This is a genomic window from Aurantiacibacter zhengii, from assembly GCF_003584125.1.
Taxonomy (GTDB): Bacteria; Pseudomonadota; Alphaproteobacteria; order Sphingomonadales; family Sphingomonadaceae; genus Alteraurantiacibacter; species Alteraurantiacibacter zhengii.
The window spans coordinates 227449-252119 of the sequence record NZ_QXFL01000004.1 but is presented as its reverse complement, the minus strand read 5'-3'; the positions used below and the strand labels follow the sequence as shown (position 1 = coordinate 252119).

The 24671-nt window shown below is 66.5% G+C and carries 28 protein-coding genes; 1 reads left to right on the top strand and 27 read right to left on the bottom strand.

Features of this window, described 5'->3' with window-relative positions; all coding sequences use genetic code 11:
• From fliD to D2V07_RS10700, 17 genes are read right to left on the bottom strand one after another with little or no spacing between them, the layout of a single operon-like run.
• On the bottom strand, nt 1-1434 hold the full coding sequence (gene fliD / locus D2V07_RS10780) for a flagellar filament capping protein FliD (RefSeq protein ID WP_119586991.1): 1434 nt from the start codon (nt 1432-1434) through the stop codon (nt 1-3).
• Between the two features lie 30 nt (nt 1435-1464).
• Nucleotides 1465-2598 carry an EscU/YscU/HrcU family type III secretion system export apparatus switch protein gene (locus tag D2V07_RS10775; protein ID WP_119586990.1) on the bottom strand — a complete coding sequence of 378 codons (1134 nt, stop codon included), beginning with the start codon at nt 2596-2598 and terminating at the stop codon, nt 1465-1467.
• Nucleotides 2595-3377 (bottom strand): flagellar biosynthetic protein FliR, encoded by a 783-nt coding sequence (locus tag D2V07_RS10770; protein ID WP_119586989.1) that lies wholly within the window; start codon nt 3375-3377, stop codon nt 2595-2597. Before D2V07_RS10770 ends, D2V07_RS10775 begins: the two co-directional genes overlap by 4 nt.
• Nucleotides 3378-3387: 10 nt before the next feature.
• On the bottom strand, nt 3388-3663 hold the full coding sequence (locus D2V07_RS10765; RefSeq protein WP_119586988.1) for a flagellar biosynthetic protein FliQ: 276 nt from the start codon (nt 3661-3663) through the stop codon (nt 3388-3390).
• A gap of 13 nt (nt 3664-3676) precedes the next feature.
• Complete coding sequence (gene fliP / locus D2V07_RS10760; RefSeq protein ID WP_119586987.1) at nt 3677-4447, bottom strand: flagellar type III secretion system pore protein FliP; 771 nt, start codon at nt 4445-4447, stop codon at nt 3677-3679.
• On the bottom strand, nt 4444-4722 hold the full coding sequence (locus D2V07_RS10755) for a flagellar biosynthetic protein FliO (protein ID WP_119586986.1): 279 nt from the start codon (nt 4720-4722) through the stop codon (nt 4444-4446). The genes fliP and D2V07_RS10755 overlap by 4 nt, the downstream gene beginning before the upstream one ends.
• Nucleotides 4722-5024: a flagellar motor switch protein FliN gene (gene fliN / locus D2V07_RS10750; protein ID WP_119586985.1), complete on the bottom strand. Its 303-nt coding sequence runs from the start codon at nt 5022-5024 to the stop codon at nt 4722-4724. Before fliN ends, D2V07_RS10755 begins: the two co-directional genes overlap by 1 nt.
• On the bottom strand, nt 5021-5938 hold the full coding sequence (locus D2V07_RS10745) for a flagellar motor switch protein FliM (protein WP_119586984.1): 918 nt from the start codon (nt 5936-5938) through the stop codon (nt 5021-5023). Before D2V07_RS10745 ends, fliN begins: the two co-directional genes overlap by 4 nt.
• Nucleotides 5935-6516, bottom strand: a complete 582-nt coding sequence (locus D2V07_RS10740) for a flagellar basal body-associated FliL family protein (protein ID WP_119586983.1) — start codon at nt 6514-6516, stop codon at nt 5935-5937. Before D2V07_RS10740 ends, D2V07_RS10745 begins: the two co-directional genes overlap by 4 nt.
• 23 nt (nt 6517-6539) lie before the next feature.
• Nucleotides 6540-7883 carry a hypothetical protein gene (locus D2V07_RS10735; RefSeq protein ID WP_119586982.1) on the bottom strand — a complete coding sequence of 448 codons (1344 nt, stop codon included), beginning with the start codon at nt 7881-7883 and terminating at the stop codon, nt 6540-6542.
• A 31-nt stretch (nt 7884-7914) separates the two neighbouring features.
• Nucleotides 7915-8340, bottom strand: coding sequence for a hypothetical protein (locus tag D2V07_RS10730; RefSeq protein ID WP_119586981.1), 426 nt, complete (start codon nt 8338-8340; stop codon nt 7915-7917).
• Nucleotides 8327-9664: a FliI/YscN family ATPase gene (locus D2V07_RS10725; RefSeq protein WP_407641594.1), complete on the bottom strand. Its 1338-nt coding sequence runs from the start codon at nt 9662-9664 to the stop codon at nt 8327-8329. Before D2V07_RS10725 ends, D2V07_RS10730 begins: the two co-directional genes overlap by 14 nt.
• Nucleotides 9658-10284 (bottom strand): FliH/SctL family protein, encoded by a 627-nt coding sequence (locus D2V07_RS10720; protein WP_119586979.1) that lies wholly within the window; start codon nt 10282-10284, stop codon nt 9658-9660. The genes D2V07_RS10725 and D2V07_RS10720 overlap by 7 nt, the downstream gene beginning before the upstream one ends.
• The gene (locus D2V07_RS10715) at nt 10268-11272 is read right to left on the bottom strand and encodes a flagellar motor switch protein FliG (RefSeq protein WP_119586978.1); all 1005 of its coding nucleotides are present in this window, start codon (nt 11270-11272) and stop codon (nt 10268-10270) included. Before D2V07_RS10715 ends, D2V07_RS10720 begins: the two co-directional genes overlap by 17 nt.
• On the bottom strand, nt 11269-12846 hold the full coding sequence (gene fliF, locus D2V07_RS10710) for a flagellar basal-body MS-ring/collar protein FliF (protein WP_119586977.1): 1578 nt from the start codon (nt 12844-12846) through the stop codon (nt 11269-11271). The genes D2V07_RS10715 and fliF overlap by 4 nt, the downstream gene beginning before the upstream one ends.
• Before the next feature lie 39 nt (nt 12847-12885).
• Complete coding sequence (gene fliE / locus D2V07_RS10705; protein WP_119586976.1) at nt 12886-13281, bottom strand: flagellar hook-basal body complex protein FliE; 396 nt, start codon at nt 13279-13281, stop codon at nt 12886-12888.
• Entirely contained in the window at nt 13278-14549 is a 1272-nt protein-coding gene (locus D2V07_RS10700) for a sigma-54 interaction domain-containing protein (protein ID WP_233548356.1), read from the bottom strand. Before D2V07_RS10700 ends, fliE begins: the two co-directional genes overlap by 4 nt.
• Nucleotides 14550-14771: 222 nt before the next feature.
• On the opposite strand from D2V07_RS10700, the gene D2V07_RS10695 reads away from it, so the two are divergent.
• On the top strand, nt 14772-15599 hold the full coding sequence (locus tag D2V07_RS10695) for a flagellin N-terminal helical domain-containing protein (RefSeq protein ID WP_119586975.1): 828 nt from the start codon (nt 14772-14774) through the stop codon (nt 15597-15599).
• 575 nt (nt 15600-16174) lie between these two features.
• On the opposite strand, the gene D2V07_RS10690 is transcribed toward D2V07_RS10695, so the two are convergent.
• The 10 genes from D2V07_RS10690 to D2V07_RS10645 are packed head-to-tail and all read right to left on the bottom strand — an operon-like array spanning nt 16175 to nt 24670.
• Entirely contained in the window at nt 16175-17086 is a 912-nt protein-coding gene (locus D2V07_RS10690; protein WP_119586974.1) for a flagellar motor protein MotB, read from the bottom strand.
• Between the two features lies 1 nt (nt 17087).
• The gene (motA, locus tag D2V07_RS10685) at nt 17088-17951 is read right to left on the bottom strand and encodes a flagellar motor stator protein MotA (RefSeq protein WP_119586973.1); all 864 of its coding nucleotides are present in this window, start codon (nt 17949-17951) and stop codon (nt 17088-17090) included.
• A gap of 19 nt (nt 17952-17970) precedes the next feature.
• Nucleotides 17971-18888 (bottom strand): flagellin N-terminal helical domain-containing protein, encoded by a 918-nt coding sequence (locus D2V07_RS10680; RefSeq protein WP_119586972.1) that lies wholly within the window; start codon nt 18886-18888, stop codon nt 17971-17973.
• On the bottom strand, nt 18888-20213 hold the full coding sequence (gene flgK / locus D2V07_RS10675; protein ID WP_119586971.1) for a flagellar hook-associated protein FlgK: 1326 nt from the start codon (nt 20211-20213) through the stop codon (nt 18888-18890). Before flgK ends, D2V07_RS10680 begins: the two co-directional genes overlap by 1 nt.
• A gap of 3 nt (nt 20214-20216) precedes the next feature.
• Nucleotides 20217-20513, bottom strand: coding sequence for a rod-binding protein (locus tag D2V07_RS10670; protein WP_233548355.1), 297 nt, complete (start codon nt 20511-20513; stop codon nt 20217-20219).
• Entirely contained in the window at nt 20510-21604 is a 1095-nt protein-coding gene (locus D2V07_RS10665; protein ID WP_233548354.1) for a flagellar basal body P-ring protein FlgI, read from the bottom strand. The genes D2V07_RS10670 and D2V07_RS10665 overlap by 4 nt, the downstream gene beginning before the upstream one ends.
• Nucleotides 21604-22263: a flagellar basal body L-ring protein FlgH gene (locus D2V07_RS10660; RefSeq protein WP_119586970.1), complete on the bottom strand. Its 660-nt coding sequence runs from the start codon at nt 22261-22263 to the stop codon at nt 21604-21606. The genes D2V07_RS10665 and D2V07_RS10660 overlap by 1 nt, the downstream gene beginning before the upstream one ends.
• Before the next feature lie 8 nt (nt 22264-22271).
• Nucleotides 22272-23060 carry a flagellar basal-body rod protein FlgG gene (flgG, locus tag D2V07_RS10655; RefSeq protein WP_119586969.1) on the bottom strand — a complete coding sequence of 263 codons (789 nt, stop codon included), beginning with the start codon at nt 23058-23060 and terminating at the stop codon, nt 22272-22274.
• A 25-nt stretch (nt 23061-23085) separates the two neighbouring features.
• Nucleotides 23086-23826 carry a flagellar basal body rod protein FlgF gene (locus D2V07_RS10650; protein WP_119586968.1) on the bottom strand — a complete coding sequence of 247 codons (741 nt, stop codon included), beginning with the start codon at nt 23824-23826 and terminating at the stop codon, nt 23086-23088.
• 25 nt (nt 23827-23851) lie between these two features.
• Nucleotides 23852-24670 (bottom strand): flagellar hook-basal body protein, encoded by an 819-nt coding sequence (locus tag D2V07_RS10645; protein WP_119586967.1) that lies wholly within the window; start codon nt 24668-24670, stop codon nt 23852-23854.
• Nucleotide 24671 lies beyond the last annotated feature (1 nt).

Here is a 24671-nt window from a genome sequence, read left to right as displayed (position 1 = left end):
TCAGTTCCGGTTGTTCGTCCACACGGCGACCTGCGCCTTCAGAAATTCCAGCGTCGATTGCGAGGCGGAGACGCGCGCATCGGCGGCGGCAAAGTTCTTCACCATCCGCTCGCGCAGGACTTCCTGCTGGTCGGCGATCTTCTCGCGCCGTTCCTGCAGTCGCTCCAGCTGGGCTGAATAGCGGGTGATGGAGCCGCCCAGCGTGCCGGGGTCGGAACGGCTGCCCATGTCGCGGGCAAGATTGTCGATGGTGGCGAACAGTCCGAATGGGCCGGTGGTGAACATGGCGCTGGCGGCGGCAAGGTTGCCTTCGAGCGTGGTCTTCAGCCGCGCGTTGTCGAGCGAGAAGCTGCCATCGCGTCCGCGCACAAGGCCAAGGTCGGCCAGCGTCGAGGGTTCGCCCTCTGCCGCGCCGGGCATCACGACTAGGCCAGTCAGCCCTGCCAGTTCGCGCTTGAGGGCCCGCGCTCCGGGGTCGTTGCCCAGCTCTCCGCCAAGGGGCGCTGCCAGTTCACCCAGCGAAATTACAATATCGTTCAGCGCTCCGACGAAATCGCCCATCATCGCGGTGATCTCCTTGCTCTTGTCGGCGAAGGAGATGGTCGTGGGATCGTCCCGGTTCGTATCGGTCAGCGTAAGGACGAGGCCGGAGGGCAAGCCGGTCAACTTGTTGCTGCTGCTGGTCATGGCCACACCGTCGAACAGGAATTCGGCATCGGCGGCGCTGGCTTTCAGCTGGCCTGCATCGGTGGCGGGGTTCCACGCGAGGTAATCGATATTGCCTGCCGCGGGAGTTCCCCCGCTCGCGCTGGCCCCGCTCGCCTCGATGGCGAATGCGCTGGCTGCGCCTTCGGTGCCTTTCACCACCAGCTTTGCGCCTTCGGCGGTATTGGCGACATAGGCGTTGAGGCCGCGACCCGAACCGCGGATTTTCGCCGCGACATCGGCCAGCGTATCGGCGGCGGCAACGTCGATCACCAGCGGATCGCTGCCGCCATCGGTGAAGGTGCCTGCATTGATGGAGCCGAAACGCAGCGTGAGTTGTCCCTCGCCAACAAGGTCGGTTCCGGCGGAGTAGGCGCTGCTTGCCAGCGTCTGGGCGGACGCGAGCCGGGTCACTTCCAGCGAGTAGCTGCCTTTGGCATTGCTTCCCGGCAACACCGAAGCAGTCGCCACGCCCGCGTCGCCGATGCTGGCGCTGGGCGCGAGATCGCCGTTGCGGATGCGGTCGCCCAGCGCGCTCGCCAGCTGGCTGAGCAGGTTCTTGAGGCCCGATGCGCCAGAGATACGCGCTTCCAGCGCTTCGCTGCGGCTGTCGATCTGGGCGATCTGCGGCGTAAACCGGGCGGCCGCTAGGTCCTGCGCCAGCTTGACCATGTCGACCCCGCTGCCGCCGCCGAGCGCGGATACGATGGAGGATGTGCTGCTTTCCATGGCTTTCAGAACGGGCGCGGCCCGGCTCCTTTAAGTGGCTGAAGGACGCCCCTCGGCATCGAAATGCAATTCCAGGGGCACGCCCACCTGCGGGCGCTGCGGATGCTCGCCGCGCTTGAGGCTCATCACGAAGGCAAGGACGCTGGCGATGGCGGAATAGAGTTCCGCGCGGATCATCTGCTGTTCCCGCGTGGTGAAATAGACCGCGCGGGCGAGGGTGGGATATTCCAGTGTCGGCACGCTCATCTCGGCAGCCAGTTCGCGCATCGCCAGCGCCTTTTCCCCGCGCCCCTTGGCGATAACATAGGGCGCGGAGGCCACCGCAGGATCGTAGGCCATGGCGACGGAGAAATGCGTCGGGTTGGTCAGCACGAATTGTGCCTCCTGCATCGCCGGGCGAAGGCCGCCCTTGGCAAGATCGCGCTGGCGCTGGCGGATTGCCTGCTTCTTCTCGGGCGAGCCTTCGGCCTCCTTGTGCTCGTCGCGCAGTTCCTGGTTGGTCATCTTCAGTTGCGAATTGCGGCGCACGTATTGGATCGGCCAGTCGACCAAGGCGACCAGCACCAGTCCGGCGGACAACAGCAGCAGCAGGTTCACCATCGAATCCCACGCTGCCGACAATTGCCCCGTCAGTTCCCCGCGCCCCAGTTGCAGGATTGCGACGAGGTTGGCGCTGCCCCAGAACCACGCGATGGAGCCGAGCAGAGCCAGTTTCGCCAAGCCCTTGCCCAGCTCGATCCAGCCTTGCGGGCCGAACATGCGCTTCAGGCCTGTGAGCGGGTTCAGCTTCTCCGGCTTGGGCTTCAGGTTGCCGTTCACCCATGCGCCGCCTCCAAGCACTAGCTGCGCGGCCATGACGGCGACGATGACCAGCACGCCGAGCGTCAGGATCGGCGGAACGAGCGCGACCACCAGGTCGGTCATCATTCGGCCCGGCTGGAAATGGGTGATGGCAGAGCGGTCGAACTGCCAGCCTGCCTCCGCCGAAGCCTCTACCGTGCCGAGCAGCCACGGCCCCGCCAGCTTCAGCCAGAGAGCGCCCACGAGGACGCAGACCGCTGTCGCCACTTCCTTGGAGCGCAGGACATTGCCCTTCTTGATGGCATCGAGCTTGCGCTTCTCGGTCGGCTCGAATGACTTCTCGCCCGATGGCTGTTCGCTCATGGCCTAACCACCATTCCGGCCTGTTCGATGGCCATTTCCGCCAGCACAACAAATTGCTCGCCCAGCAGCGCGGTGCTGGCGATAAGCGCGGCGAGCCCGGCCAGAACGCTCGCGGGCAGGCCAAGCGCGAAGAGATTGAGAGAAGGGGCCGAACGTCCGATCACACCTGTAACAAGTTGCACCAGCAGCAGCACAAGCGTGACGGGCAGGGCAATCGCCACGGCGGTGGCCAATGCCTGTGTGAAAAAGCTGGCGACCAGCCAGCCGCGCTCCGCAAACTCCCAGTCGCTACCGGGCGGGAACAGCAGGTAGCTTTCCACCACCAGCCGCAGCCACAGCAGGTGCCCGCCGATGGCGAGGAACAGCAGCGTCAGCACCACGGTGAACATCTGTCCGACCACGCCCGACTGCGCGCCGCTGGAGGGGTCGACTGCGGTTGCCATCGCCATGCCCATGCCGCCGGCAATCTGCTCGCCCGCGATCATCGGCGCAGCAAAGGCGATCTGCAGAACCATGCCGAGCGAGAAGCCGATCACTGCTTCGGTCGCGAGCGACACGAGTGTGGGCAGGGCGAGCATGTCCGCCGGCACGGAAACCGGCACCCAGTTGAGGATGAACACGCCCATCGCGCCTGCCAGCACGGTGCGCACCTGCGGCGGCACCATGCGCGCGCCGAAGATGGGCGCCGCCAGCACGGCGGCACCCATGCGCACCATCACGAAGATGAGCGCCCACAGGTCCGCTTCGATCGCGCCGAGGCCAAAGGTTGGCAGGTTCACCGGTCCGGCCCTACTGCGCGGAGATATTCGCGATGCGGGCGAAAATTTCTTCGGTGAAATCCCCGATCAGGCCGAACATGCTTGCCCCCATCAGCACCAGCACCACGGCCACGATGGCAAGTTTCGGCACGAAGGTGAGGGTCTGCTCGTTCACCGACGTCGCGGCCTGGATCACGCCGACCAGCAGGCCGACGGCGAGGGCGGCGACCAGGATGGGAGCGGCCACCAAGGCGGCGGTCCACAACATGCGATCCATCAACGAGAACAGGGCTGCGCTTTCGTCCATCGCTTGCCTCCCCTTATCCGAAACTCATGGCGAGGCTGCCCATCAGCAGCGCCCAGCCATCGACCAGCACGAACAACAGCAGCTTGAAGGGCAGCGAAATGATCGTGGGGGACAGCATCATCATGCCAAGGCTCATCAGGACGCTGGCGACGACGAGGTCGATCACCAGGAACGGCATGAACAGCATGAAGCCGATCTGGAACGCGGTCTTCAGTTCGCTGGTGACGAAGGCGGGCAGCAAAATCGAATAGGGAATGTCATCTGCATCGGCGAATTGCTGCTGGCCGGCGATGTCGGCGAACATGGCAAGGTCCGTTTCGCGGGTCTGGCGGATCATGAAGGCGCGGAAGGCATCGCCCGCCGCCTCGATGGCCGCGTCCGCCTCGATCTGCTCGGCAGCATAGGGTTCGATGGCGGCGGTGTTCACCTGTTCCAGCGTGGGCCCCATCACGAAGAGGGAGAGGAACAGCGACAGCCCGATCAGCACCTGATTGGGCGGCGACTGCTGCAGGCCCAGCGCCTGTCGCAGGATGGCGAGCACGATGATGATGCGGGTGAAGCTCGTCATCATCAGCACCAGCGCGGGCAGCACGGTGAGCAGGCCCATGATGAGCAGGACCTGCAACGACAGCGAAAGCGGTGTGTCCTCGCCGCCAGCAGCACCGTCCATCGCGCGTTCCAGCGCGCTGCCGATGCCGGGCACCTCTGGCGCGGCGTGGGCGAGATCCGGCAGGGCAAGCACCAGCAGCGCAAGCAGTCCTGCCGCAAGGATGTGGCGGTTCATGGATTGGGCTCCACTACCGTGCGAGAGGCTTCTACCTCCGCCAGTCGGACAAGGCCGTGCTTGCTGGCACCCACCAGAATCTCGCGACCGTGGAATTCGATTACGGCGAGCCGCATTCCGGGGCCGAGCATCGTGGTTTCCTTCAGACGGGCGGACTTCTCGCCCGCCCGCGCGACGGCAACCCCTTGCGTCTTTTTCGCCAGCCACAGGCTACCCCAGATCAACCCTGCGAGCAGGGGCAGGAGGAGCAGCAGTTTTGCCACGTACCACAGCATCAGGCGACCTCGGTCCCGTCGCGTGTCTCGATACGGCGATCCTCGCCCGAACGGCGTTCCCCGATCATTTCCACGATGCGCAGCGCAAAACGTCCGCCTTCGCTGACGACCTCGCCTTTCGCGATGGGCTTGCCGTTCACGTAGATGTCAAGCAGTTCGTCCACCTGCCGGTCCAGCGGCACGACGGAGCCCTCGACCAGTTCCAGCACATCCTTCAGCGCCATACTGGAGCGGCCCAGTTCCACCGTCAGCGCGACGGTGACGTCACGGATCAGGTCAAGTCCGCGAAAATTGTCGGTCATTGTTCGTGTCCTTTCGAAAGGGAATTCCAGGCGATCGAGGTAAGCCGCAGGGCCAGTGCGCCGTCGCAGGTCCCCACTTCACCGCGCGCGATCTCGGTCTCGGCCAGTTTCAGCGCGACGCTGCGCCCGATGGCGAGCGGGATGGTGTCACCGGGGCGAAGGTCGGAAATGCGCGAGACGGGCATGTCCATCCGCGCCAGAACGGCGGTGAGCGGCAGCGGGATGGCCGCAAAAGGCTTGGCATCGGGGCGGCGCCGGTCGCCAGCGCCTGGCGCCGCAAAGCAATGCGGCTGTTCATCCAGCAGCTTTGCGGCATGGGCCTCCCTCACGGCGAGCAGAACGCTCCAGGGCTGCGCATCGGCCACGGCGATCTCGGCGCGCAGGGTCAGGAAACTGTCGCTGTCGCGGGGGGAAACCAGCTTGCCCAGCACGTCGTTGCGGCTGGCGAGAGCCATGGGGGCCGCGAGGTCGAACGAAGCCGAGAGCGCCTTGCCCAGCACATCGCCGATGCGCTGCAGGGTCAGGTCGACCGATGCGGGCAGACGGACTGGCCGCGCGGCAGACCATTCGCCAGCGCCGCCGAAAACCTGGTCCGTCAGCACCAGCGCGCCGTGGTAGTCGATGGAGGCGAGAACCTGCACGCCGTCATCGCCTGCCAGCTGGAAATTTGCGGCAACGGCATCGACGACCTTGAGCAGCCTGGCGACATTCGCCCTGTCCACCTTGCCGCAGGTCACCCTGGCCCGCATCCCGCCCAGCAGGTCAGCCAGTTCGTCTGCCAATGCGCTTTCCAGCCGCGTTGCCCTGGCTGCCAGAGCCTTGGCCAGTTCGCCAGCTTCCGGCGGGCGAGTGGCCAGCAGTTCGCTGTGGCGAGCCAGCGGACGCGCGGCCACGATGGTGCCGGACTGCCTCACTGGACCAGGAACGTGCGGAAGTGGACTGCATCCACGCCGCCGAACCCCTCTTCCTCTTCCAGCACGCGGTTGATCGCGGCGGTGAGGCGCTGCTTGAGATCTTCCTTGCCTTCGACGGTGAAGACATCGTCCTCCATCGTGTTGGCGAGTTCCACGAGGATGGCGGAGCGGATGGCCAGTTCGTGCATCTGCAGCCACTGGATCACGCGCCCGTCATGCCGGGTGGATGCGGCCAGGCTCAGTTGCACGAGACCCGGTGAATCCTTGAGGTTGGAGGTAAAGCCCTCCTCGAAACTGTAGTAGGCCGTGCGGTATTCGCTCCCGCCCTCCCCGTGCACCATCGCAACGGCTTCGTCTTCGACGGGTGCAAAGGGGTCTTCCGCGCCCTTGCTGACCAGCTGCGGCACGTCGGGGCCGTGGTCGCCTCCGCCAGACGGGCCCACAAGGCCGGCGGCAAATGCTCCGTAGGCTCCGCCCGCGCCGAGACCCAGGAGGATCATCGCGCCGAGAACCATTTTCATCATGCCCGACTTCGGCTTGCTTTCGGCCCGGTCGTCGGCGGGTTTGGACTTGCTCATGAATAGTGTCTCCGATGGATGGATCAGGCGAACAGCGCGGAATCGCGCCCGATGTCTCGGCGATGCGGCGCATCACGTTCGGCGGCTTCGGCCTGTTCGCCGCGGTTGGCCTGCACGCTCGCGGCGCGCTGGGTCTCGGGGTGGCGGCCCTGTTGCTGGTGAGCGCTCTCCCCATCGGATTGCGCCATGGCCGACTGCGCGGAAGTGCTGGACTGCACGCCCGTCTGCGCCTGCTCATGGTTTGCCACCTCGATCCGCGCGGCTTCTGCCGGAGGCGCCACCGGGCGCTCCGCCAGGGCCGCCTGCACGGCAGGAGCAAAACCCGCATGGGCGCTGGCGAGCGCGACTTTCAGCGCGCTGCCGGTAGCGTCGAACTGCATTGAGACCGTTCCGAACTCGCGATGCATCACCTGCATCTCGGCCCGCGCCGGGCGAGCGAGTTCGCGGGCCTCGGAAAGCTTCTCGACGACCTGCCCGAAATCGTGGCGCTGCAGCGCCGGGGCAGGCTCGGGCTGCGATGGCGGAGCGATGGGGCGAACGATCTCACCGGATGGGACAACGGCAGCCTGGGCGAGCGGCGCGGACACCGGCGACGACGGAGCGGCGGGCGCGATGGACTGGGGCCTGTTCTCCGGTAGGGCTTCGGCAGGAGTCTCCGAAGCAGGCACCGGTGCATTGGCCGTGACAGGGCGCAGCAACTGCGCGACCGGCATGAAGCGGGCGACCTTTTCGGCGGAGATCCGATTCTGCTGCGGTTCGTCCGACGCGACTGCGGGCTGCGTAACGGGGGACTCGGACATCCTGATCTGCGAGGCAGTGGCCGTCGAGACTGGCCGCAAGGCGAGTGCAACGGTCTCGCGTGCTGCGAAGGTCAGTTCGGCAGGCGCGGTCGACTTGCCGGGTGCGGCTTGCACTTCGGAGCGCGGCAGCGGCGGCGCGACCGTTTCAGATTCAGGGAGGGCGGCGCGCGCTTCGCCCGATCTCGCCTCTGACAGGACGGAGTTCGGTGCGATAGGTTTGCCGGGAGCAGTCGCAGCCGCTGGGGCGGGCGATAGATCCTGAGGCGAGACCGAGGGCGCTCCATCTAACGGCTGCGCGACCGGCAGATCGGCAAACGGCAAGGCGGCAACGGCAACCGGCAATTCCTTGCCGGTCTCTTCCGGCAAGCCATTGCCGTCAACGATGTTAGCCACCTCTTCGCCTTCAACGGCGGGGGCGGCTTGCGGTGCGGCAAGGGTGAAGGCGAACAGGTCCGCAAAGGAGCCGAAAAGCCCGCTTTCCTGCGGATTGTTGCCTTGGGCCGCCGGGCCGGACAGCACGGCTGCAACGCCTGCGCTGGATGAAGGAACGAGATCGAAGAGGTTCACTTGGATTGGCCCTGCGCCTGTTGGTTAACGGTCAGGAGGGCCTTTTCAATTTGCGTGCCAATTGCGCCGGTTCGCGTGAAAGGCGGCGCATTTCGTCCTCGCGCTGGCGGGCAGAGAGAGCGTCTGCGGTAATCTTCTGCCGCCGTTCGGCCACGTGCAGGTGCGCCATCGCGGCCCGGCTGGCATCGCCCGCCTTGCGCGCTTCGCTGGCGGTGTCGCCCCTGATCGCCTGCACTCCGGCGGTGAATTGCAGCGTCCGGGCAAGTTCGTCTGCGGTGCCTGCATCCCGGCGCGCGGAATAGGTGGCGGCGATCTCTGCGCTGCGGCCTTCCAGCGCCAGCAGCTTGCCGTGCATCCCTTGGGCCTCTGCCAGCCGGGCGGCGGCGCGGCGCTTCTCCACCTCGCGCAATCGCACGACGCGTTGCAGCAGCGCGATCCGGCGATCAGCCTGCGGCATCGCCCATCAGCGCAGCCAGCGCAGCGGTGGAGGCACCCAGCGAGACAGGCTTGCCCGCCTCCTGCGAAAGGAAAGTGCGGATCTGCTCCTGCATTGCCAAGGCGCGATCAAGCTGCGGGTCCGTGCCCTGCTGGTATGCGCCCATCATCAGGAAATCGCGGTTGGCCTCGTGCGCCGCGATCAGGCCGCGCAGTTCCCCGGCGTGGAGGCGATGCGCGGGCTCTGCGACATCGGCCATCACGCGGCTGAGCGAGGAGGGAATGTCGATGGCCGGGTAGTGCCCGCGCTGGGCGATATCGCGGCTGAGGACGATATGGCCGTCCAGAATTGCGCGCGCGGTATCGACCACGGGATCGGAGGTATCGTCCCCGTCGGCCAGGACAGAATACAGGCCCGTAACCGAGCCTCCGCTGCTGGCTGAATTGCCCGCCCGTTCGATCAGCTTGGTGATAGTGGCGAGCGCCGAGGGCGGATAGCCGCGCGCCGCGCCCGCTTCTCCCAGTGACAGCGCGATCTCCCGGGCAGCGTGCGCGACGCGGGTGAGGCTATCCATCACCAGCAGCACGCGCTTGCCCTGGCTGCGAAAATACTCGGCCAGCGATGTCGCCAGTTGCGCGCCGCGCAGCCGCAGGTTCGCGGCATGGTCTGACGGAACGGCGACAATCACCGTTCGCCGCTTCCGCTCGCCGCGCATGTGTCGGTAGACGAAATCCGATACCTCGCGCGCCCGCTCGCCGATCAGGGCGACCACGGCCACGTCGCAATCCGCCCCGCTCACCATGGTATCGAGCAGCACCGACTTGCCCACACCAGACCCTGCAATCACGCCCAGCCGCTGGCCCACGCCCATGGTGGCAAGAGCATTGATGGCGCGGATGCCGCAATCGAAGGGCTCGATCACGCTCGCGCGTTCCAGTGCGCCCTCGCGCCTGCCGCCCAGCAGCCAGTCATGGCGCGCCTTTACCGGCGGGCCCCCGTCGATCGGCAGGCCTTGCCCGTCCACCGCCCGGCCCAGGTATTCCTCGCCCACTTTCGCTACGCCGGGATGTCCTTCGGCGCGCACCAGCGCGCCGGGCTGCAGGCGCACGGTGTCGCCCAGCAGCATCATCAGGCTGCGCCCGCCGCGAAAACCCACGACCTCGGCAGCGGGGACAGGTTCGCCGGAAGGTGCTTCGGCCCGGCAGAGCGTTCCGATGGGGGCGTTCAGGCCCGAAACCTCGATCAGGCCGCCATCGCAGGTGACGATCCGGCCCATCCGCACCGGCTCTAGCGAAGGCGCGCTACGGGCGATCCGGTCCAGTTCGCGTGTCACTGCGTTCAGCACAGGCCAAGCGCTTCCCGCACGGCGGTGCGCCATTCCTCCGGCCCGTCGCGCACCGCGCCATCCTGGCTGTCGAAATGCAGCGTGCCGCGCGGCTGGCCGGGCGCGGGGATGACGGTCCATTGGGTAGCGAAGTCGGCATCCAGCAAGGGAATGTCTTCGGGATGGAGATGCAGCTTCGCGTCCCCGGCGCTATCGCCCAGCAGGGCGGCAGCGGCCGCACAGCGGCGGTGCAGCGCTTCTGTGTCCAACGCCATCGGAGCCAGCGCGGTTTCGCACAGCGCGGCCACGGTTTCCGCCAGTTGCTGCGCCAGTTGTTCGTGCAACTGCGTGTCGAGCTTCTGGAACGCCAGTTTCAATGCCGCCCGCGCCGCGCCTTCGTTGGCCATCTCGGCCAGCGCCACCTGGCGGCCGCGCGCCTCGGCATCGGCCAGCATGTCTGCAATCACAGCGTCCGGCTCGCTGGTGTCGGGCTCCGGTTCCTGCTCCAAGTCACAGCCCACGCGAAAGCGGCTGTCGTGCTGGAATCCGCCCTGCTGCGAAAGTGCGGCGAACCAAGGCGTCGCCGCTGCGGCATCACCGGCGGCGGCGAACCCCGCCAGCGGCTCAAACGAATTCGCCATCGTCGCCTCCAAGGCTGATCTCGCCGTCGTCGGCCAGCCTGCGCGCGATCTTTACGATGGCATTCTGCGCCGCGATCACGTCGCTCTTCTTAAGGCGCCCGCGTTCCTCAATCTCGTCCTTCACTCCGTCCGCGGCGCGGCTGGACATGGCGGCAAAGAACGGTTCGCGATCTGCCTCGGCAAGACCCTTGAGCGCATCGACCAGCGCCTCGTTCTCCACTTCGCGCAGCAGCTTGCCCATTTCCATGGGTTCGAGCTGGAACAGCATTTCGAATGTGAACATCTCCGCCTCAATCGCGCGGGCGAGTTCGGCATCCTTCTGCGTGATAACCGGCATCACCGTGCCGCCGACCGAACGTGCAGCCATGTTGATAAGCTCTGCCGCCTCGCGCGCGCCGCCCATGGCAAGCGCCGCCTTGCCGAAGCGGTGAGTGATGCGCTGCGCCAGCACTTCCTCCAGCATGTCCATCGCGTGGCCGGATACCTGCCGCATGCGGGCGATCCGCTCGACCAGGTCCGGCTGGAGTGTGGGCGGCAGCAGCGACAGCAACTCGGCGGCGGGTTCCGCATCCAGCAGCAGCAACAGCACGGCGATGGCCTGCGGATGCTCACCTTCCACCAGCGGCAGAAGGACCGAGGGCGCGAGCCAGCGCGCCAGTTCCAGCGACGGCGCCGGGCCGCCGGGCACAATGCGCTGCATGATGGAATCGGCTTTAACCTCGCCCAGCGCCTGGGTCATGCGCTGGCGCACCTGCGCGGGGCGATCATGGGCAAAGGGCGTGGCGTCGTCGGCCAGCGTGACGAAGCCCTCGATCGCGACGGCTATGCGTGCAGGATCGACATCGCCCAGCGCGATCATCTGTTCGCCCACCCGCTGCAATTCGTCGGGTTCCAGGCTGCCGAGCAGCTTGGCCGCCTCCGCATCGTCCATCAGCATCAGGATGACGGCGGCGCGTTCGGCGTTGGCCAGACTGTCTAGCGGGGTCATTGGCCGGCCCCGGCAGCGGGCGTCGCCAGCATCCGCCGCAGCGCCACGACGGCGCGCTCGGGCTGTTCATTGGCAAGGCGGCGGGCGAGAGCGACCTGTTCCTGCAGGTCGCCCTGGCCGTTCGGGGCCGGTATGGCTTGCGGGCTGATGAGGATTTCCTCGCCCGTTTCGCTCGCGGCTATCGCCGGAGCCTCGGCGTCGCCAGCATCGTCTCGCGGGCCGCGCAGTGCTTTCAGGATCGGGCGCACGCCCAGCAGCAGGCCAAGGATCACGGCCAGCAGCGCGGTGCCATAACGCAGCGCCATGGCGAACCAGCCAGTTTCGTAGAATGGCGTTTCGACCGCCTCGACAGGCTCGAACGCGCCCGCGACAACCGTGACCTGATCGCCGCGCTGCGGGTTTGCACCCACCGCGGCGGAAACGAGCTGTTGCACCTGGGCGGCGGTGGCGGGCGCGATGGCCTTCAGGGCCTCGTCGCTCAGCGCGACGGCGACGGAAATGCGCTGCACCGTGCCCGGACCGGAGGAGGTGACGGACACCTCGCGCCCGACCTCGAACACGCGTTGCGCGCTAGTCTGCCCGCTCTGCGGCGTTGTGGCGGCATTGGCGGCGCCGCCTTGCGGGGCACCTTCTTCAAGCTGCGCCGGATCGGGCGGGGTGTTCGCGGTAACGCCGGGCACGCCGCCCGCCAACGCTTCCCCGCCGCGGGTGGAGGTCGTCTCGCTGACGGAGCGCACGACGCCGTCGTCGTCATAGCTTTCGCGGGCACGGGTTTCCTCGGACAGGTCAAGTTCCACCTGCACCTGGCTTGAAAAATTGCCCTCTCCGATCATCGGCGTGAGGAGCTGCGCCACCTGCAACTGCAGCTTTTCCTCGAACTGGCGTTGCAGATCGAGCGTGTCAGTGGGGTTGGCTCCGGTGGAGGAGAGCAAGCGACCCGACTGGTCCGCCACGCGCACGGCTTCCGCCGTCAGCCCCGGTACTGAGCCTGCAACGAGGTTGACAATGGCGCGTACCTGGTCTTCCGAAAGGCTGCGGCCCCGCGCCAGGCGCAGCATTACCGACGCGCTGGGGGCCACGTTATCACGCACGAAGACGGAGCGCTCGGGCGAGGCGAGGTGGACGCGGGCGCTCTCGACGCCGTCTATTTCCTCGATAGTACGCACCAGTTCACGCTCGCGCACATTGCGCAGGCGTTCGCCTTCCAGCGTGCGGCTGGAGCCGAGCGGAATGGAATCGAGCAGCTCGATGGTGTTGTCCGGGCTGGCGAGCGAACCGTCGGACGCGACCAGCATCCGCGCACGGTAGACGTCGTCCTCCGCTACCGAAAGCATGCCGGTAGTGTTGTCGATATCGTAGGCTATGCCCGCGGTATCGAGGGTCTGCACCACGCTGGCGCGCTCGGCATCGGAAAGGGTGGAATAGAGCACCCGCTGCGGACTTTCCGCCAGCACAAGGTAAAGCGCGCCGACTGCGGCCAGCGCAGCGACGCCGCCGATGGCGGGCAGCGCACGGCGCACGGCGGGCTGGGCCATAAGGCCGCGCGCGCGAGTGGCAAAGTCGTTCCCGATCATTGGTGTGGGAGCGAGAGGAAAGGCTGCGTCAGCCATCTATCACACTCCCATCCGCATGATTTCCTGGTAGGCGCTCAGCAGCTTGTTGCGCACCTGCAGGGTTGCCTCGAACGCGACAGAGCTTTCTTGGCGCGCCATCATTACCTGTGCCACGTCGGTCACCTCGCCGCGTTCGTATGCCTCGGTGATCGCGCCTGAACGGGCCTGCGCCTCGTTCACCGCGTCGAGCGTGGATTTCAGCGTATCGGCAAAGCCGCCGCCCTGCGGTTCGCCAGTCCGGGTGGGCGCGGCGGCGCCGGAGATATTGGCGGTTTCGCCTGCCGCGCCCGCCTCGCGCAAGGTGCGCAAGGCATCGGACTGTTGCATCACCTGCTGGCGGATCGCCATCACCTGGTGCAGCGCGCCCGCGCCGCCGGCAGGGCCTATCGCGCTCATCGCGCACCACCCGCGGCCAGCAGACCGGCTTCACGCATGGAGGCGAGGCGGTAGCGCAGCGTGCGCTCCGAAATGCCCAGCGCCCGTGCGGTGGCCAGACGGTTGCCGTCGTTATCGTCCAGGGTATCGAGGATCACCTGCGCTTCCGACTGGCGGACGACGGCAGACAGCTTGCGCTCACCGGTATCGGCGGCGGCAAGGTTTACCGGCGAAACGCTGGCACCAACGACGGGCGTGGCCGGATGATCGAACACGATGTGGTCTGCCGCGATGGTGCGATCGTCGCCTGCCAGCAGCAGCGCACGGCGAATGACGTTTTCCAGCTCGCGCACATTGCCCGGCCATTTGTGCGCCTCCAGCTTCGCCAGCACTTCTTCGGCGATCCAGTATCCGCCCTGCGTATCGGGCGCGTGGCGCAGCAGCATGGCAACCGCGAGCGGTGCGATATCCTCGGTGCGCTCGCGCAGGGCGGTCAGGCGCAGGGGAAAGACGTTGAGACGGTAATAGAGGTCTTCGCGAAAGCGACCCTCGGCAATTTCGCGCGGCAGGTCGCGGTTGGTAGCGGCGATCACGCGCACGTCCACTTTCACCGGCTGGGTTGCGCCCAGCGGTACAACTTCGCCTTCCTGCAACGCGCGCAGCAGCTTTGCCTGCAAGCCAAGGGGCATCTCGCCCAGCTCGTCCAGCAGCAGGGTGCCGCCGTCGGCCGCGCGGAAGAAGCCCTCGCTTGCCTCGGTCGCGCCGGTGAAGGCACCCTTGCGGTGGCCGAACAGCAAGGCTTCCAGCATTGCTTCGGGCATGGCGGCGCAGTTGACTGCGACGAAGGGGCCATCGGCGCGGGTGCTGGCCATGTGAATGAAGCGCGAAAGCACTTCCTTGCCGGTGCCGGTCGGCCCCTCGATCAGCACGGGGATCGTGCTGGCAGCTACGCGCCGGGCCAGGGTCATCAGGGCCTGCGATCCGGCATCGGCCACGATCGGACCATCCGTACCGGCAGCGGCGACCGTCAGGGCGGCACGGGTCATGCGGGCATAGGCATCGCTGTAATCGAGGCGGAGCATGTTCGCCCCCATTCTGGCCAGCGCTGGCCTGGCGGACCGGTTGACGGCAAGAACGCGGTCGTCGCGGCGGCGAGCGGGAATGGTCTCGCCCACCTCGCACAGCTGTATCTCACCCTCTGTCGGCGCCGCGCAGAGCATGGCCGATGCGATACCCGCCAGTTCGGCGTGATTTTTTTCCAGCCCCTTGGTGCAGATCGCCCGTGCCATTTCAAAACCCCTGTTAACGCTGTTTGCAGGGCGGAAATGGCTCGCCAACGGCCAAGGAACACTGAACTTAATCCCCCGTGCGAACACCTATGTGCGCGCGGGCCGGGCGAGGATTGGTGCGCTTAAACTTTTGCGCCCCGGGCCGCTCTTGGTGATGGCAGCCGCGCCAAGTCATTCGAATGCGGGCTGCGGCTAACCAAGTGAAGACCAGGAGATTTTAACATGGGTGTTATCAATACGAATATCGGCGCACTGCGCGCTGCCAATGCTTCCAGCCAGGCCGACCGCATGCAGGGGGTGGCAATGGAGCGTCTTTCCACCGGCAAGCGCATCAACGGCGCGAAGGACGATGCCGCAGGCCTCGCCATTTCCACCACGATGACCGCCGACATCCGCGCCATGAAGCAGGGCGTGCGCAACGCCAATGACGGTATCGCCCTGGCGCAGACCGCCGAAGGCGCGCTGGACGAGGTCAGCAACATGCTGCAGCGCGTTCGCGAACTGGCCGTGCAGTCCAAGACGGAGACCTATTCCACCGACGATCGCGCTTACATGGATGCGGAAGTCGACCAGTTGCAGCAGCAGATCGACGACATCCTGACGAACACCAAGTTCAACGGCAATGCTGTGTTCGCCAAGGGTGCCGCCGGAACCGACGATGCGGAGTTCGTGATCGCCACCGATGCGACCAACACGGTCACGCTCACCAGCGTTGCCATCGATGCCGCGACCAATCTGACATCGACTGCCCTGGACGTTACCGATGCGACCAAAGCCAACGCGACGATCGGCTTCGTCGATGCCGCGCTGGACGATATCAGTGCGACCCGTGCCACGCTGGGTGCAGGCCAGAACCGACTGGAATCGGCGATCAACAACCTCAACACCAACTCCACCAACCTGTCCGACGCGCGTTCGCGGATCGTGGATACCGATTACTCGGCGGAAACGACCGCTCTCGCCAAGGCGCAGATTCTGAGCCAGGCCAGCACCGCGATGCTGGCGCAGGCCAACCAGAGCCAGCAGAACGTTCTCTCCCTGCTGCGTTAAAGTTCCCCCTGACGACCCGAACAGGGCGTTGCCGAAACGGCCCGGAGCACCCCCGCTCCGGGCCGTTTTTCGTATGTCGTGCCCACATTCCGGGACGCCGGAGATGGCGGGCACGGCCTCGCATCTGTCCCATCGGGCAGGCACTGGTGATTTCCTTAGTCAGGACGGTCGGATCGGCTTTCCCTCCTGATGGCGCCAGGGGTGGCTTCTCGCGCCGGGATCGGTGCGCAGACGTGGAGCATCAAAGCCATCTTTTCCGTCGTCGACCGTCTCGCGGCTGTACGACCTGTCATCCAAGGCATGTCTGGCCATTGGTCAGGCGGGCCATCCCGTGGAGGCTTTGCCATTGCGGCTGCCGGGCTGACCGGTTCACGATGACAGGGGCCAGCCATCGGGCAGCGGCGTTGCGGCCAGCGTCAGCCGATGGGGTGGAAGCAAGCCGCGCGTAGTGACTGCCTGCCGAGAGTCAGTCCCGGGAACAGCCTTGGCACTGCGGATGAGGCCCGCTTACGATCACGACCGCACTCCTGCCTTGGGTTGCGTGTCGGTTCGGTAATGCGCGAAAGCGCTGCGTTTCAGGAATTCGGAGCTGCGGACCGCGTGCGGCCTTCCAGCAGCAGGATCGACATACGCCGGTTGCGCGGATCGGCGGGATTGTCGCGGATCAGTAGTTCGCGATCGGCGACCCCCTCGATGCGGTCGAAACGTCGCTCCGGCAAGCCGGAACGGAGCAGTTCCTGCCGGGTCGCCTCCGCCCGGCCGGTGGATAGCGACCAGTTGTTGGCGGCCACGCCCCCACTGGTATCGGCGCGCCAGGGCAGGGCGTCGGTATGACCACGAACCACCAGCTGGCCGGACTGCGCAGCCACGGCATCGGCGATGATGCCCAGCAGCTCGCGCGCATCCTCTGTCAGCACGGTGGACGAGAGATGGAACATCGAAAAATCGGCATCATCCACCAGGTCGATGCGAATGCCTTCAGGGGTGTCGACAACACGCACCTGCCGCACCAGCCGCTGCAATCGTGCGCGCTCTGCCATGGCTTCTGCAATCTGTTTGGCGATGGCCGCGCGGCGACGTTCCGCATCGGGCGCGCCGCCTTCGGTCGGGCCGCCCTGCGTGTCTCGCGGGATGGTGATCGCCTGGGTGCCGGTCTGCCCGGCGGCGTGAGGATAGTTGTCCGCATCCACCAGCGACGATCCGCCCAGCATTCCGTCGGACCCGGCGCTCTGCTCGCGCAGCTTCACCAGCGTGGGCGTGAAATAGTCGGCCAGCCCCTTGCGCTGCTCCTCCGTGGTGGACCCCAGCAGCCATAGCAGCAGGAAGAAGGCCATCATGGCGGTCACGAAGTCGGCATAGGCCACTTTCCACGCGCCGCCGTGGTGGCCATCACCGCCGGCGATAATGACTTTCCTCACGATTATCGGCGCGGGCGGGGCCGCCGGCGCCGGTTCGTCGGGCATGGGTTTCAGCGCGGCGCTGGCCATGTCACTTGCCCCTTAGGGTATCGAGCAGCTCGGTCAGCGCGGGGCGTTGCGCGGGCGGCAGTCCCGAACGCGCGCTTTCCACCACCAGCGGCTGCGGATAGCCATGCAGGCTGGCGATCAGCACCTGCTTTACCGAGTGATAGATTTGCGCGTCGTGCGCGTTCACCTGTTTCAGGCGGCCGGCCAGGGGGCCGACGATGCCATAGGCGAGCAACACGCCCAGGAACGTGCCGACAAGGGCAGAACCGATCATGCCGCCCAGCACCTCGGGCGGTTCGTTGATGGACCCCATCGTCTTGACCACGCCAAGGACCGCCGCGACGATGCCAAGGGCGGGGAGGGCATCGGCCAGCGATTGCAACGCGTGCTGCGGCTCGTCCATCTCGTGCAGCTGACTCTTGATGGCGTTATCCATCACGTCCTCCACCGCATGGGTGTCGAGCGAGCCCGACGACACGACGATCAGCGTCAACGTGTCGCACACCAGACCGGTCAGGGCCTTGTCCCTGAGGAGCGAGGGATACTCCGCGAAAATGGTTGATTCCTGCGGGTTCGTGACGTGGCTTTCCAGTGCCACCGGCCCCTCCGTCTTCATCATCTTCATCAGCTTGGCCGTCAGCGCGATGGCGTCGATGTGGTCCTTTTCCGAATAACGGGGTCCCTTGAAGACCTTGGCAAAGCCACCGCCCAGCAATTTCAGCTCGTGCATGGAATTGCCCGCCACAGTCGCCCCCACGGCGGCCCCGCCGATGATCAGCATTTCATGGGGCAGGGCGTGCATGACCGGCCCAAGCGCTCCGCCGGTAAGGGCAAAGCCGCCGAACACGAGGACGAGTAGGATGATGATCCCGGTGGCTGCAAACATTATCGGTCCTTCGAAGAGGCTAGATCTGGTTGAACAGGCTGAGGTTGGCGAGGCGCGAGAAGCTGGCCTGGCTGGCCTCCAGCACGGTGAGAAGCTGCTGCAATTCGGCGACGGTGGAGGCGAAATCGACGCCGCCGGTGTCGGCGATCGTCTGCGAGCGGGCGAACGACTGGTCCACCTGCCTGTCCTGCACCACGTCCAGCCATGCCACGCGCGCGCCGGTGACGGTCTGTACGCGGGTGACGGTTTCCAGCGCCTCGTCCAGCCCGCTAATCGCATCGCGCGCGGCTGCGGCAGGATCGGTGGCCGCGCCACGAATGGCAGCGGCGAAGGCGGCAAGGTGGGCGAAAACGTCGGTCGCCGTGCCGCCATCGGTGAAGGTGAACACCTCCGGCCCGGTGAAGCCGCGCGTTACGCTCTGCCCTTGGCCAAGGTCGATGGTGCTGCTGGTGGCGGTGCCGATGTAGGTGGCCGTCCCCGCAGCGTCCGTTTCGTAGGCCTTCCCGCTGCCTTCCCCGCCGAACACCGCGTGGCCGCTGGAATCGAGGGCGTTGGCGCTTTCGAGTATCCGCAGGCGCAGGTCGTCGATCTCCGCAGCAATGGCCTTGCGCTCGGTCTCGCCGATGGTCTCGGTGGCGGCCCACACGGCGAGTTCGCGCACCCGCACGAGGTCGTTCGCCACCGATTCGAGGCTGCCTGCCGTAACCTGCAGGTCCTCGCCGGCGCGGCGCGCATTGGCGGCATCGACATTGCCCAGTTGCTCGGCCCGCTGGAGCGTGCGCAAGCGCGATGCGGCGACCGGATTGTCGGACGATCGAGACAGTCGTTCGCCTGTCGAAAGGCGCGCCTGCAGAGTTTCGGCCTCCTCGCGAAGACCGCCCATCTGCAAGCGGGAGCGGGCGTAGAAGACGAGGGTGGAGTTGGTGACGGAATTCATCAGCCGATCCCAAGGATGGTATCGAACACATCGGCAGCGGCCTGGATCACGCGGCCATTGGCCTGGAACGCCTGCTGGTAACGCAGCAGGTTCGCCGCCTCCTGATCGAGGTCGACGCCGGTCTCACCGGACAGCGCGACCTGCGCGGTGTCGGCAATGGTGCCCAGTGCCTCGCGGGTGACGGAGCGCGCGGCAATGGCGCTGGACAGGCCGAACAGCAGAGAGTCGGCGCTCTGGGCCGGACCGCCGCCAGCCAGTGCATCGCGCAGGGCCTGCAAGTTTCCGATATCGCGGCTTCCCGCAGGCGAGCCCGCAGGCGCGGTGGCAATCTGGCTGCCGCTGGTCAGCGCCAGCGCGATGTCGGCAGCGCCGGTGCCGCTGAAGAACGGTTGGCCTGCAGAGCCATCGGGCGCAGCGCCATTGGCCTGCGCGGTGTTGACCGTGTCCATCAACTGCACGGCAAGATCGTCGAGTTGCGTGCGGAGCCCGCCGATGGCCTGCATCGCTTGCGATCCGCCCAGCAGGCTGCCGGAGGCTAGCGATACGGCGTTGCCATTAACGGTGAATGCCAAGCCGCCACCGGCGCTGTCGGTAGCAGCCAGCGTAAAGGCCTGTGTGCCCTGCACCAGAGCCTCGCCGCCCAGCGTCACCGTGGCGCGGCCAAGGTTGTCGAGACTGGCCTTTGCGCCCGTCAGTTCGGCAAGGTCGCGCAGCAGCGCGTCGCGCTGGTCGTGCAGCACGGCCATGCCGCTGGTGCCGGGCTGGACGCGGGCGATGCCGACATTGGTTCGCGCCAGTTCGGCGGCAAGGAGGTTCGCCTGTTCGATGCCCGCCTCTGTCTTCAGCCGTGCATCTCCGTGCGCCACGTCCAGCGCGTTGCTGGCGACGTGGAATGTTTCCGCCAGGCGTCGCCCGTCTTCCAGCACGGCGGCGCGCAAAGCCCCGCCCAGCGGATCGGAAGCAAGACGCGACAGGCTGGCTTCGAAGTCGACGATCGCACCGTAGATGCCCGCCTGCTCGATCGCGCTTTCGGCGTGGGTCAGACCGGCAAGTTCCGCGTCTGCGCGGGCAAGGTCGCCCGAGGTGCGGCGCGCCTCGTTCTGCAGGAACAGCGAATCCGAACGCAGCACCCGGTCCACCCGCACGCCCGAAAGCGCGGTGCCCGGCTCGACGCCGATACCGCCCTTGCTGGCAACCTCGGCCATGGCCAACGTGCGGCGGGCATAGTCCGGGCTATCGGCATTGGCGATATTCTGCGCGGTCAGGTCCAGCGCTGCGCGCGCGGCCATGGCGCCGCTCTTACCGATGTTGAGCAGGTTGGACATGGCCTATCCGCCACCCTGGTCGACAAAGGCGGCAAGCTGGCGCTCGATGGAAGCCGCCAGCCCGAACGTGCCCTGCATCGATGCGATGTCTGCGAAGTGCTCGTCCCGCATGGCCGTGAACTGCTCGAGGCCGGGGCCGCCGAACAGGTCTTCGCCGCCGAAGTCGCTGGCGCGGGCGGAGGCGAGCAACTGGCGCACGAAGATCGCCTCGAACGCCTGCGCCGCCTGGCGCAGGTCCTCGCGCGGGGTTGCCGGTGCGGTGTCCGCCTGCATCGGGCTGGTGGGCAGGATGGCGGTCACAGGATCACCATTTCAGCCTGCAAGGCACCCGCCTGCTTCAGCGCCTCGAGGATTACGACGAGGTCCGCCGCGCCCACGCCCAGCATGTTGAGCGCGTCGACAACCTCGGAAAGGTTCGCCCCGCCGCGCAGAAGGGCAAGGCGCGTCTCTTCGGCCTGCAGACTGATGTCGCTTGCCTGCTCCACCGCAGACACTCCGCGGCTGAACGGTTCGGGCTGGATGATGCGCGGGTCTTCCTCGATCCTCACCACCAGCCGCCCGTGGCTGATCGCGGCAGGCGCCAGGCGCACCGCGGAGTTGATGACGACGGTGCCGGTGCGGCTGTTCACGATCACGCGCGCTGGCGTTTCGGCAGGAGTCACGTCGATCATCTCGATCGCCGCGATCATTTCGCTGCGCGCGTCGCCGCCAAAGGGCATGACGATGGACAGCGTCACACCGTCCACCACGCGGGTGGAGCCGGGAAAGCGGGAATTGATGGCATCGCGCATGCGGCTGGCGGTCTGGAAATCGGCGTTGTGCAGGTTGAAGCGCAGCTCCCCCTGACTGTCGAACCCGGTGGCGACACTGCGCTCCACCGTCGCGCCATCGGCGATCCGGCCCACGGTGGGCACGTTGACGGTGACCTGCGAGCCGTCGCGACCCGAAACGCCGAGGCCGCCCACGGCAAGATTGCCCTGCGCCATCGCATAGACCTGCCCATCCGCGCCGTAGAGTGGCGAGAGCACCAGCGACCCGCCGCGCAGGGAATCCGCGCGGCCAATGGTGGAAACGGTTACGTCGATGGTCTGCCCTGGCTTGGAAAAGGCGGGCAGTTCGGCGGTGATGATGACCGCAGCGGCGTTCTTCAGTCCCGGCGACACGCCCGGCGGCAAGGTGAGGCCGAGCCGGCCGGAAACGCCGCGCATGGCCTGCGTCACATATTCGAAATTGTCGTCGCCCGAACCGTCCAGCCCCACCACAATGCCGTAGCCGGTCAGCTGGTTGGGCCGCACGCCGTCGAATGTGCCTAGGTCGCGCACGCGCTCGGCATGGGCGGGCAGGGCGACCAACAGCGCCAGCGCTGCCAGGAGGAAAGTGAGGATACGCATCAGAAGGGGCTCACCATGTTGAAGAAGCGGCCCAGCCATCCGGGGCGGCTGGCCTGCTGGATCGCGCCCTGTCCGCCGTAGATGATCTGCGCATCGGCAATGCGGGTGGACAGGATGCGGTTGTCGACGTCGATATCGGCCAGTCGCAGGATTCCTGCGAACTGCACCCATTCATCGCCCTGGCTCAATCGCATGTTGCGTTCTCCCACCACCAGCGCGGTGCCATTGGGGCGTACCTCGGAAATCGTCACCGAGATCGCGCCGTTCAATTGGCTGCGCTGGCTGGCCGTGCCCGAACCATTGAACGACGATTGCGACGCGGCATTAAGGGCATCGGGGTTGAGGAAATCGAGCGGACCTGCGCTGGGCGGCGTGATCGAGGCGCTGCCGTTGCGTCCGGTCGTGGCGCTGGTGGTCTTGTTGGTGCTGACGCTTTCCACCAGGATCACGGTGACAAGATCGCCCACCCGGCGCGCCCGCGTGCCTTCGTGCAGCGCGGCGTAGCCGTTCGCCGCCTGGTAGATCGCGCCGTTGTGCGGCGTGGGCACCGGCGGGGGCAGCGGCAGGCTCGCGGAGAAACCGGGGGCAGGCCGCCCGCCTTCCATTCCGCAGGCCGAAAGGGATAGGGCCAGCAGGCCCGAAGTCAGGATGCGGTTCATCGGTGTTCTCACAGCGTCTGGTTGGCGTTGCGCAGCATCTCGTCGACGGCGCTGATCATCTTGGAATTGATCTCGTAGGCGCGCTGCGCCTCGATCATTTCGACCAGTTCCTCCACCACGTTGACGTTGGAAGCTTCCAGCATTCCCTGCCGCAGCTGTCCGCGCCCGTTCTGGCCCGGAACGCCCACTTCGGCGGCGCCGCTGGCGCCCGTTTCCAGCAGCAGGTTGTTTCCGGTGGCCTGAAGGCCCGCCGGATTGACGAAGCTGGCGATGGTGATCTGGCCCAGTTCCGCAGGCGCGGCATCGCCGGGCACCATGGCGGAAACGGTGCCGTCCGGCCCGACCGAGATCGACTGCGCGCCCTCGGGCACCTGGATCGCGGGTTGCAGGGCATAGCCTTGGGCGGTGACGAGCTGGCCCTCTGCCGAAAGCGTGAAATTGCCCGCGCGGGTGTAGGCCGTCTGCCCGCCCGGCGTCTCGACCACGAAGAACCCGTCGCCATCCAGCGCCAGGTCCAGCGAATTGCCGGTGGTGGTCATGGTGCCCTGCGTGTCGATGCGGGTGGTGCCCTGCACGGAAACACCGGTGCCGAGGTTCAGGCCCATCGCATAGGCGGTTTCGCCCGTAGATCGCTGTCCGGCCACGCGGGCATCGTCGTAGGCGAGCGTCTCGAAATTGGCGCGGTCGCGCTTGAAGCCGGTGGTGCCGATATTGGCGAGGTTGTTGGCGATCACCCGCATCCGGGTGTCCTGCGCCTCCAGCCCCGTGCGGGCGACGTGAAGTGCGGATGTGGGCATGGGTCTTATCCTTTCAGGTCAGAAATCAGCGCAGCGACATCAGGCTGGCGCTGGACTGGTCGAGCTGTTCGGCGGTGGAGATGATCTGCACGCGCCGCTCGAAACTGCGCTGCGCCTCGATCATTTCGACCAGCGTTCCGGAGGCATCGACATTGCTCGCCTCCAGTGCGCCAGTGACGATCTGCGCTTCGGGATCGTTCGGCAAAACGCCGCCGCCACGCACGCGCAGCTGGTTGTCGAGATCCTTGACGACCGCGCTGCCCGCCGGGCTGACGACGTTGAGGCGGGCGACTTCCTGCGCCGGTGCATCGGGCGCGGCGGGATCGGCAGCAAAGACGGTGCCATCCTGGCCAAAGCTGATGCGCCAGCCGGGCGGTACGGTGATCGGGCCATTTGTCCCTATCGCCTGCAAGCCTTCGCCGTTGATCAGGCGGCCTGTCGCATCCACTTCCATGTCTCCGCGGCGGGAATAGACTTCTTCGCCCGTCGGGGTTTGGAAAGCGATCAGCGCCGCGCCGTTCACCGCCACGTCCAGCGCGCGGCCAGTGCGGGTGACTTCGCCCTGCGACAGGTCCGCCCCGCGCACCGCGCCCTGCGCATAGCCGCGCACGTCCATGCTTTCGGCCTTGAGGTGCCACGGCGTGGTGGCGAAGGTCTCGGCGCGAAAGCCCGGCGTATTGGCATTGGCAAGGTTGCTGGCAACAGCGCGCTGGCGCGTCATCGCCGCATCCATGCCGGTCAGCGCGGTGTAGATCATGCGGTCCATGGCAAGGGCTCCTCAGCTGGAAGGATCAGCTGCGCAGGTTGATGATGGTCTGCGAGAACTGGGTGGCGGTATCGATGGCCTTGGCGTTCGCCTGGAAATTGCGCTGGGCGGTGATCAGCCCCACCATTTCCTCTGCCAGGTCGACGTTGGATTTCTCCAGCATGCCCGACAGCAACTGCCCGGTGCGGCCCGTTGCCGGTGCCTCGAACGCGGGCGCGCCAGAGAAGCCAGTGGCCTCCCAATTTGTGGAGCCGACAGCCTTCAGCCCCGTGGGAGCGGCGAAGTTCGCCAGCGCCATGCGGGCGACGGGCTCGCTGACGCCATCGGTGTAGGCGGCATAGATCGTGCCGTTGCCCTGGATGGTGATGCTGGCAAGGTCCGCACCGGCAGCGTTCGTCGTGGGCACCACGGCATCTACGGTGGCACCGGGGTTCACCACGTTGCCCGTGGCATCGACTTCGAACACCTGCAGCGCCTTGCCCGAAAAATCGGTGAGGGTGCCGGTGCCGTCGATCTGGAAGCTGCCGTTGCGGGTGAACAGCACCTGCCCGCTATCGGGATTGCGGGTGGCGAAAAAGCCGTCGCCGTCGACGGCAACGTCGAGGCTGCGCCCGGTCTGCTCAATCGCACCAAGGCCGAAATTCTGGTTCACGCCTGCCACCGTGGCACCAAGCCCCTGCGACAGGCGCGGGTTGGCGGCGGAACCGTTGGCGACAAGGTCGGCAAATTCCACGCTGCTCTTCTTGAAGCCGGTGGTTTCCGCGTTGGCGATGTTGTGGGCGATGGTGCCCAGATCGGTCTGCGAATTCTTCAGGCCGTTCAGCGAGGTGTAGAAGGATGTCATG

Excerpts from the sequence above, each read along its gene's own strand:
- D2V07_RS10730 (WP_119586981.1), bottom strand. The coding sequence starts at position 8,340 with ATGCCGCAGGCTGATCGCCGGATCGCGCTGCTGCAACGCGTCGTGCGA.
- fliF (WP_119586977.1), bottom strand. The coding sequence starts at position 12,846 with ATGATCGGGAACGACTTTGCCACTCGCGCGCGCGGCCTTATGGCCCAG.
- D2V07_RS10755 (WP_119586986.1), bottom strand. The coding sequence starts at position 4,722 with ATGCTGTGGTACGTGGCAAAACTGCTGCTCCTCCTGCCCCTGCTCGCA.
- flgG (WP_119586969.1), bottom strand. The coding sequence starts at position 23,060 with ATGCCCACATCCGCACTTCACGTCGCCCGCACGGGGCTGGAGGCGCAG.
- motA (WP_119586973.1), bottom strand. The coding sequence starts at position 17,951 with ATGTTTGCAGCCACCGGGATCATCATCCTACTCGTCCTCGTGTTCGGC.
- D2V07_RS10765 (WP_119586988.1), bottom strand. The coding sequence starts at position 3,663 with ATGGACGAAAGCGCAGCCCTGTTCTCGTTGATGGATCGCATGTTGTGG.
- D2V07_RS10645 (WP_119586967.1), bottom strand. The coding sequence starts at position 24,670 with ATGACATCCTTCTACACCTCGCTGAACGGCCTGAAGAATTCGCAGACC.
- D2V07_RS10680 (WP_119586972.1), bottom strand. The coding sequence starts at position 18,888 with ATGAATTCCGTCACCAACTCCACCCTCGTCTTCTACGCCCGCTCCCGC.
- D2V07_RS10740 (WP_119586983.1), bottom strand. The coding sequence starts at position 6,516 with ATGAGCAAGTCCAAACCCGCCGACGACCGGGCCGAAAGCAAGCCGAAG.
- fliE (WP_119586976.1), bottom strand. The coding sequence starts at position 13,281 with ATGAGCGCGATAGGCCCTGCCGGCGGCGCGGGCGCGCTGCACCAGGTG.
- D2V07_RS10695 (WP_119586975.1), top strand. The coding sequence starts at position 14,772 with ATGGGTGTTATCAATACGAATATCGGCGCACTGCGCGCTGCCAATGCT.
- D2V07_RS10720 (WP_119586979.1), bottom strand. The coding sequence starts at position 10,284 with ATGGCGAATTCGTTTGAGCCGCTGGCGGGGTTCGCCGCCGCCGGTGAT.
- fliN (WP_119586985.1), bottom strand. The coding sequence starts at position 5,024 with ATGACCGACAATTTTCGCGGACTTGACCTGATCCGTGACGTCACCGTC.
- D2V07_RS10775 (WP_119586990.1), bottom strand. The coding sequence starts at position 2,598 with ATGAGCGAACAGCCATCGGGCGAGAAGTCATTCGAGCCGACCGAGAAG.
- D2V07_RS10690 (WP_119586974.1), bottom strand. The coding sequence starts at position 17,086 with ATGGCCAGCGCCGCGCTGAAACCCATGCCCGACGAACCGGCGCCGGCG.
- D2V07_RS10650 (WP_119586968.1), bottom strand. The coding sequence starts at position 23,826 with ATGGACCGCATGATCTACACCGCGCTGACCGGCATGGATGCGGCGATG.
- D2V07_RS10700 (WP_233548356.1), bottom strand. The coding sequence starts at position 14,549 with ATGGCACGGGCGATCTGCACCAAGGGGCTGGAAAAAAATCACGCCGAA.
- fliD (WP_119586991.1), bottom strand. The coding sequence starts at position 1,434 with ATGGAAAGCAGCACATCCTCCATCGTATCCGCGCTCGGCGGCGGCAGC.
- D2V07_RS10715 (WP_119586978.1), bottom strand. The coding sequence starts at position 11,272 with ATGACCCCGCTAGACAGTCTGGCCAACGCCGAACGCGCCGCCGTCATC.
- D2V07_RS10665 (WP_233548354.1), bottom strand. The coding sequence starts at position 21,604 with ATGCGTATCCTCACTTTCCTCCTGGCAGCGCTGGCGCTGTTGGTCGCC.
- flgK (WP_119586971.1), bottom strand. The coding sequence starts at position 20,213 with ATGTCCAACCTGCTCAACATCGGTAAGAGCGGCGCCATGGCCGCGCGC.
- D2V07_RS10660 (WP_119586970.1), bottom strand. The coding sequence starts at position 22,263 with ATGAACCGCATCCTGACTTCGGGCCTGCTGGCCCTATCCCTTTCGGCC.
- fliP (WP_119586987.1), bottom strand. The coding sequence starts at position 4,447 with ATGAACCGCCACATCCTTGCGGCAGGACTGCTTGCGCTGCTGGTGCTT.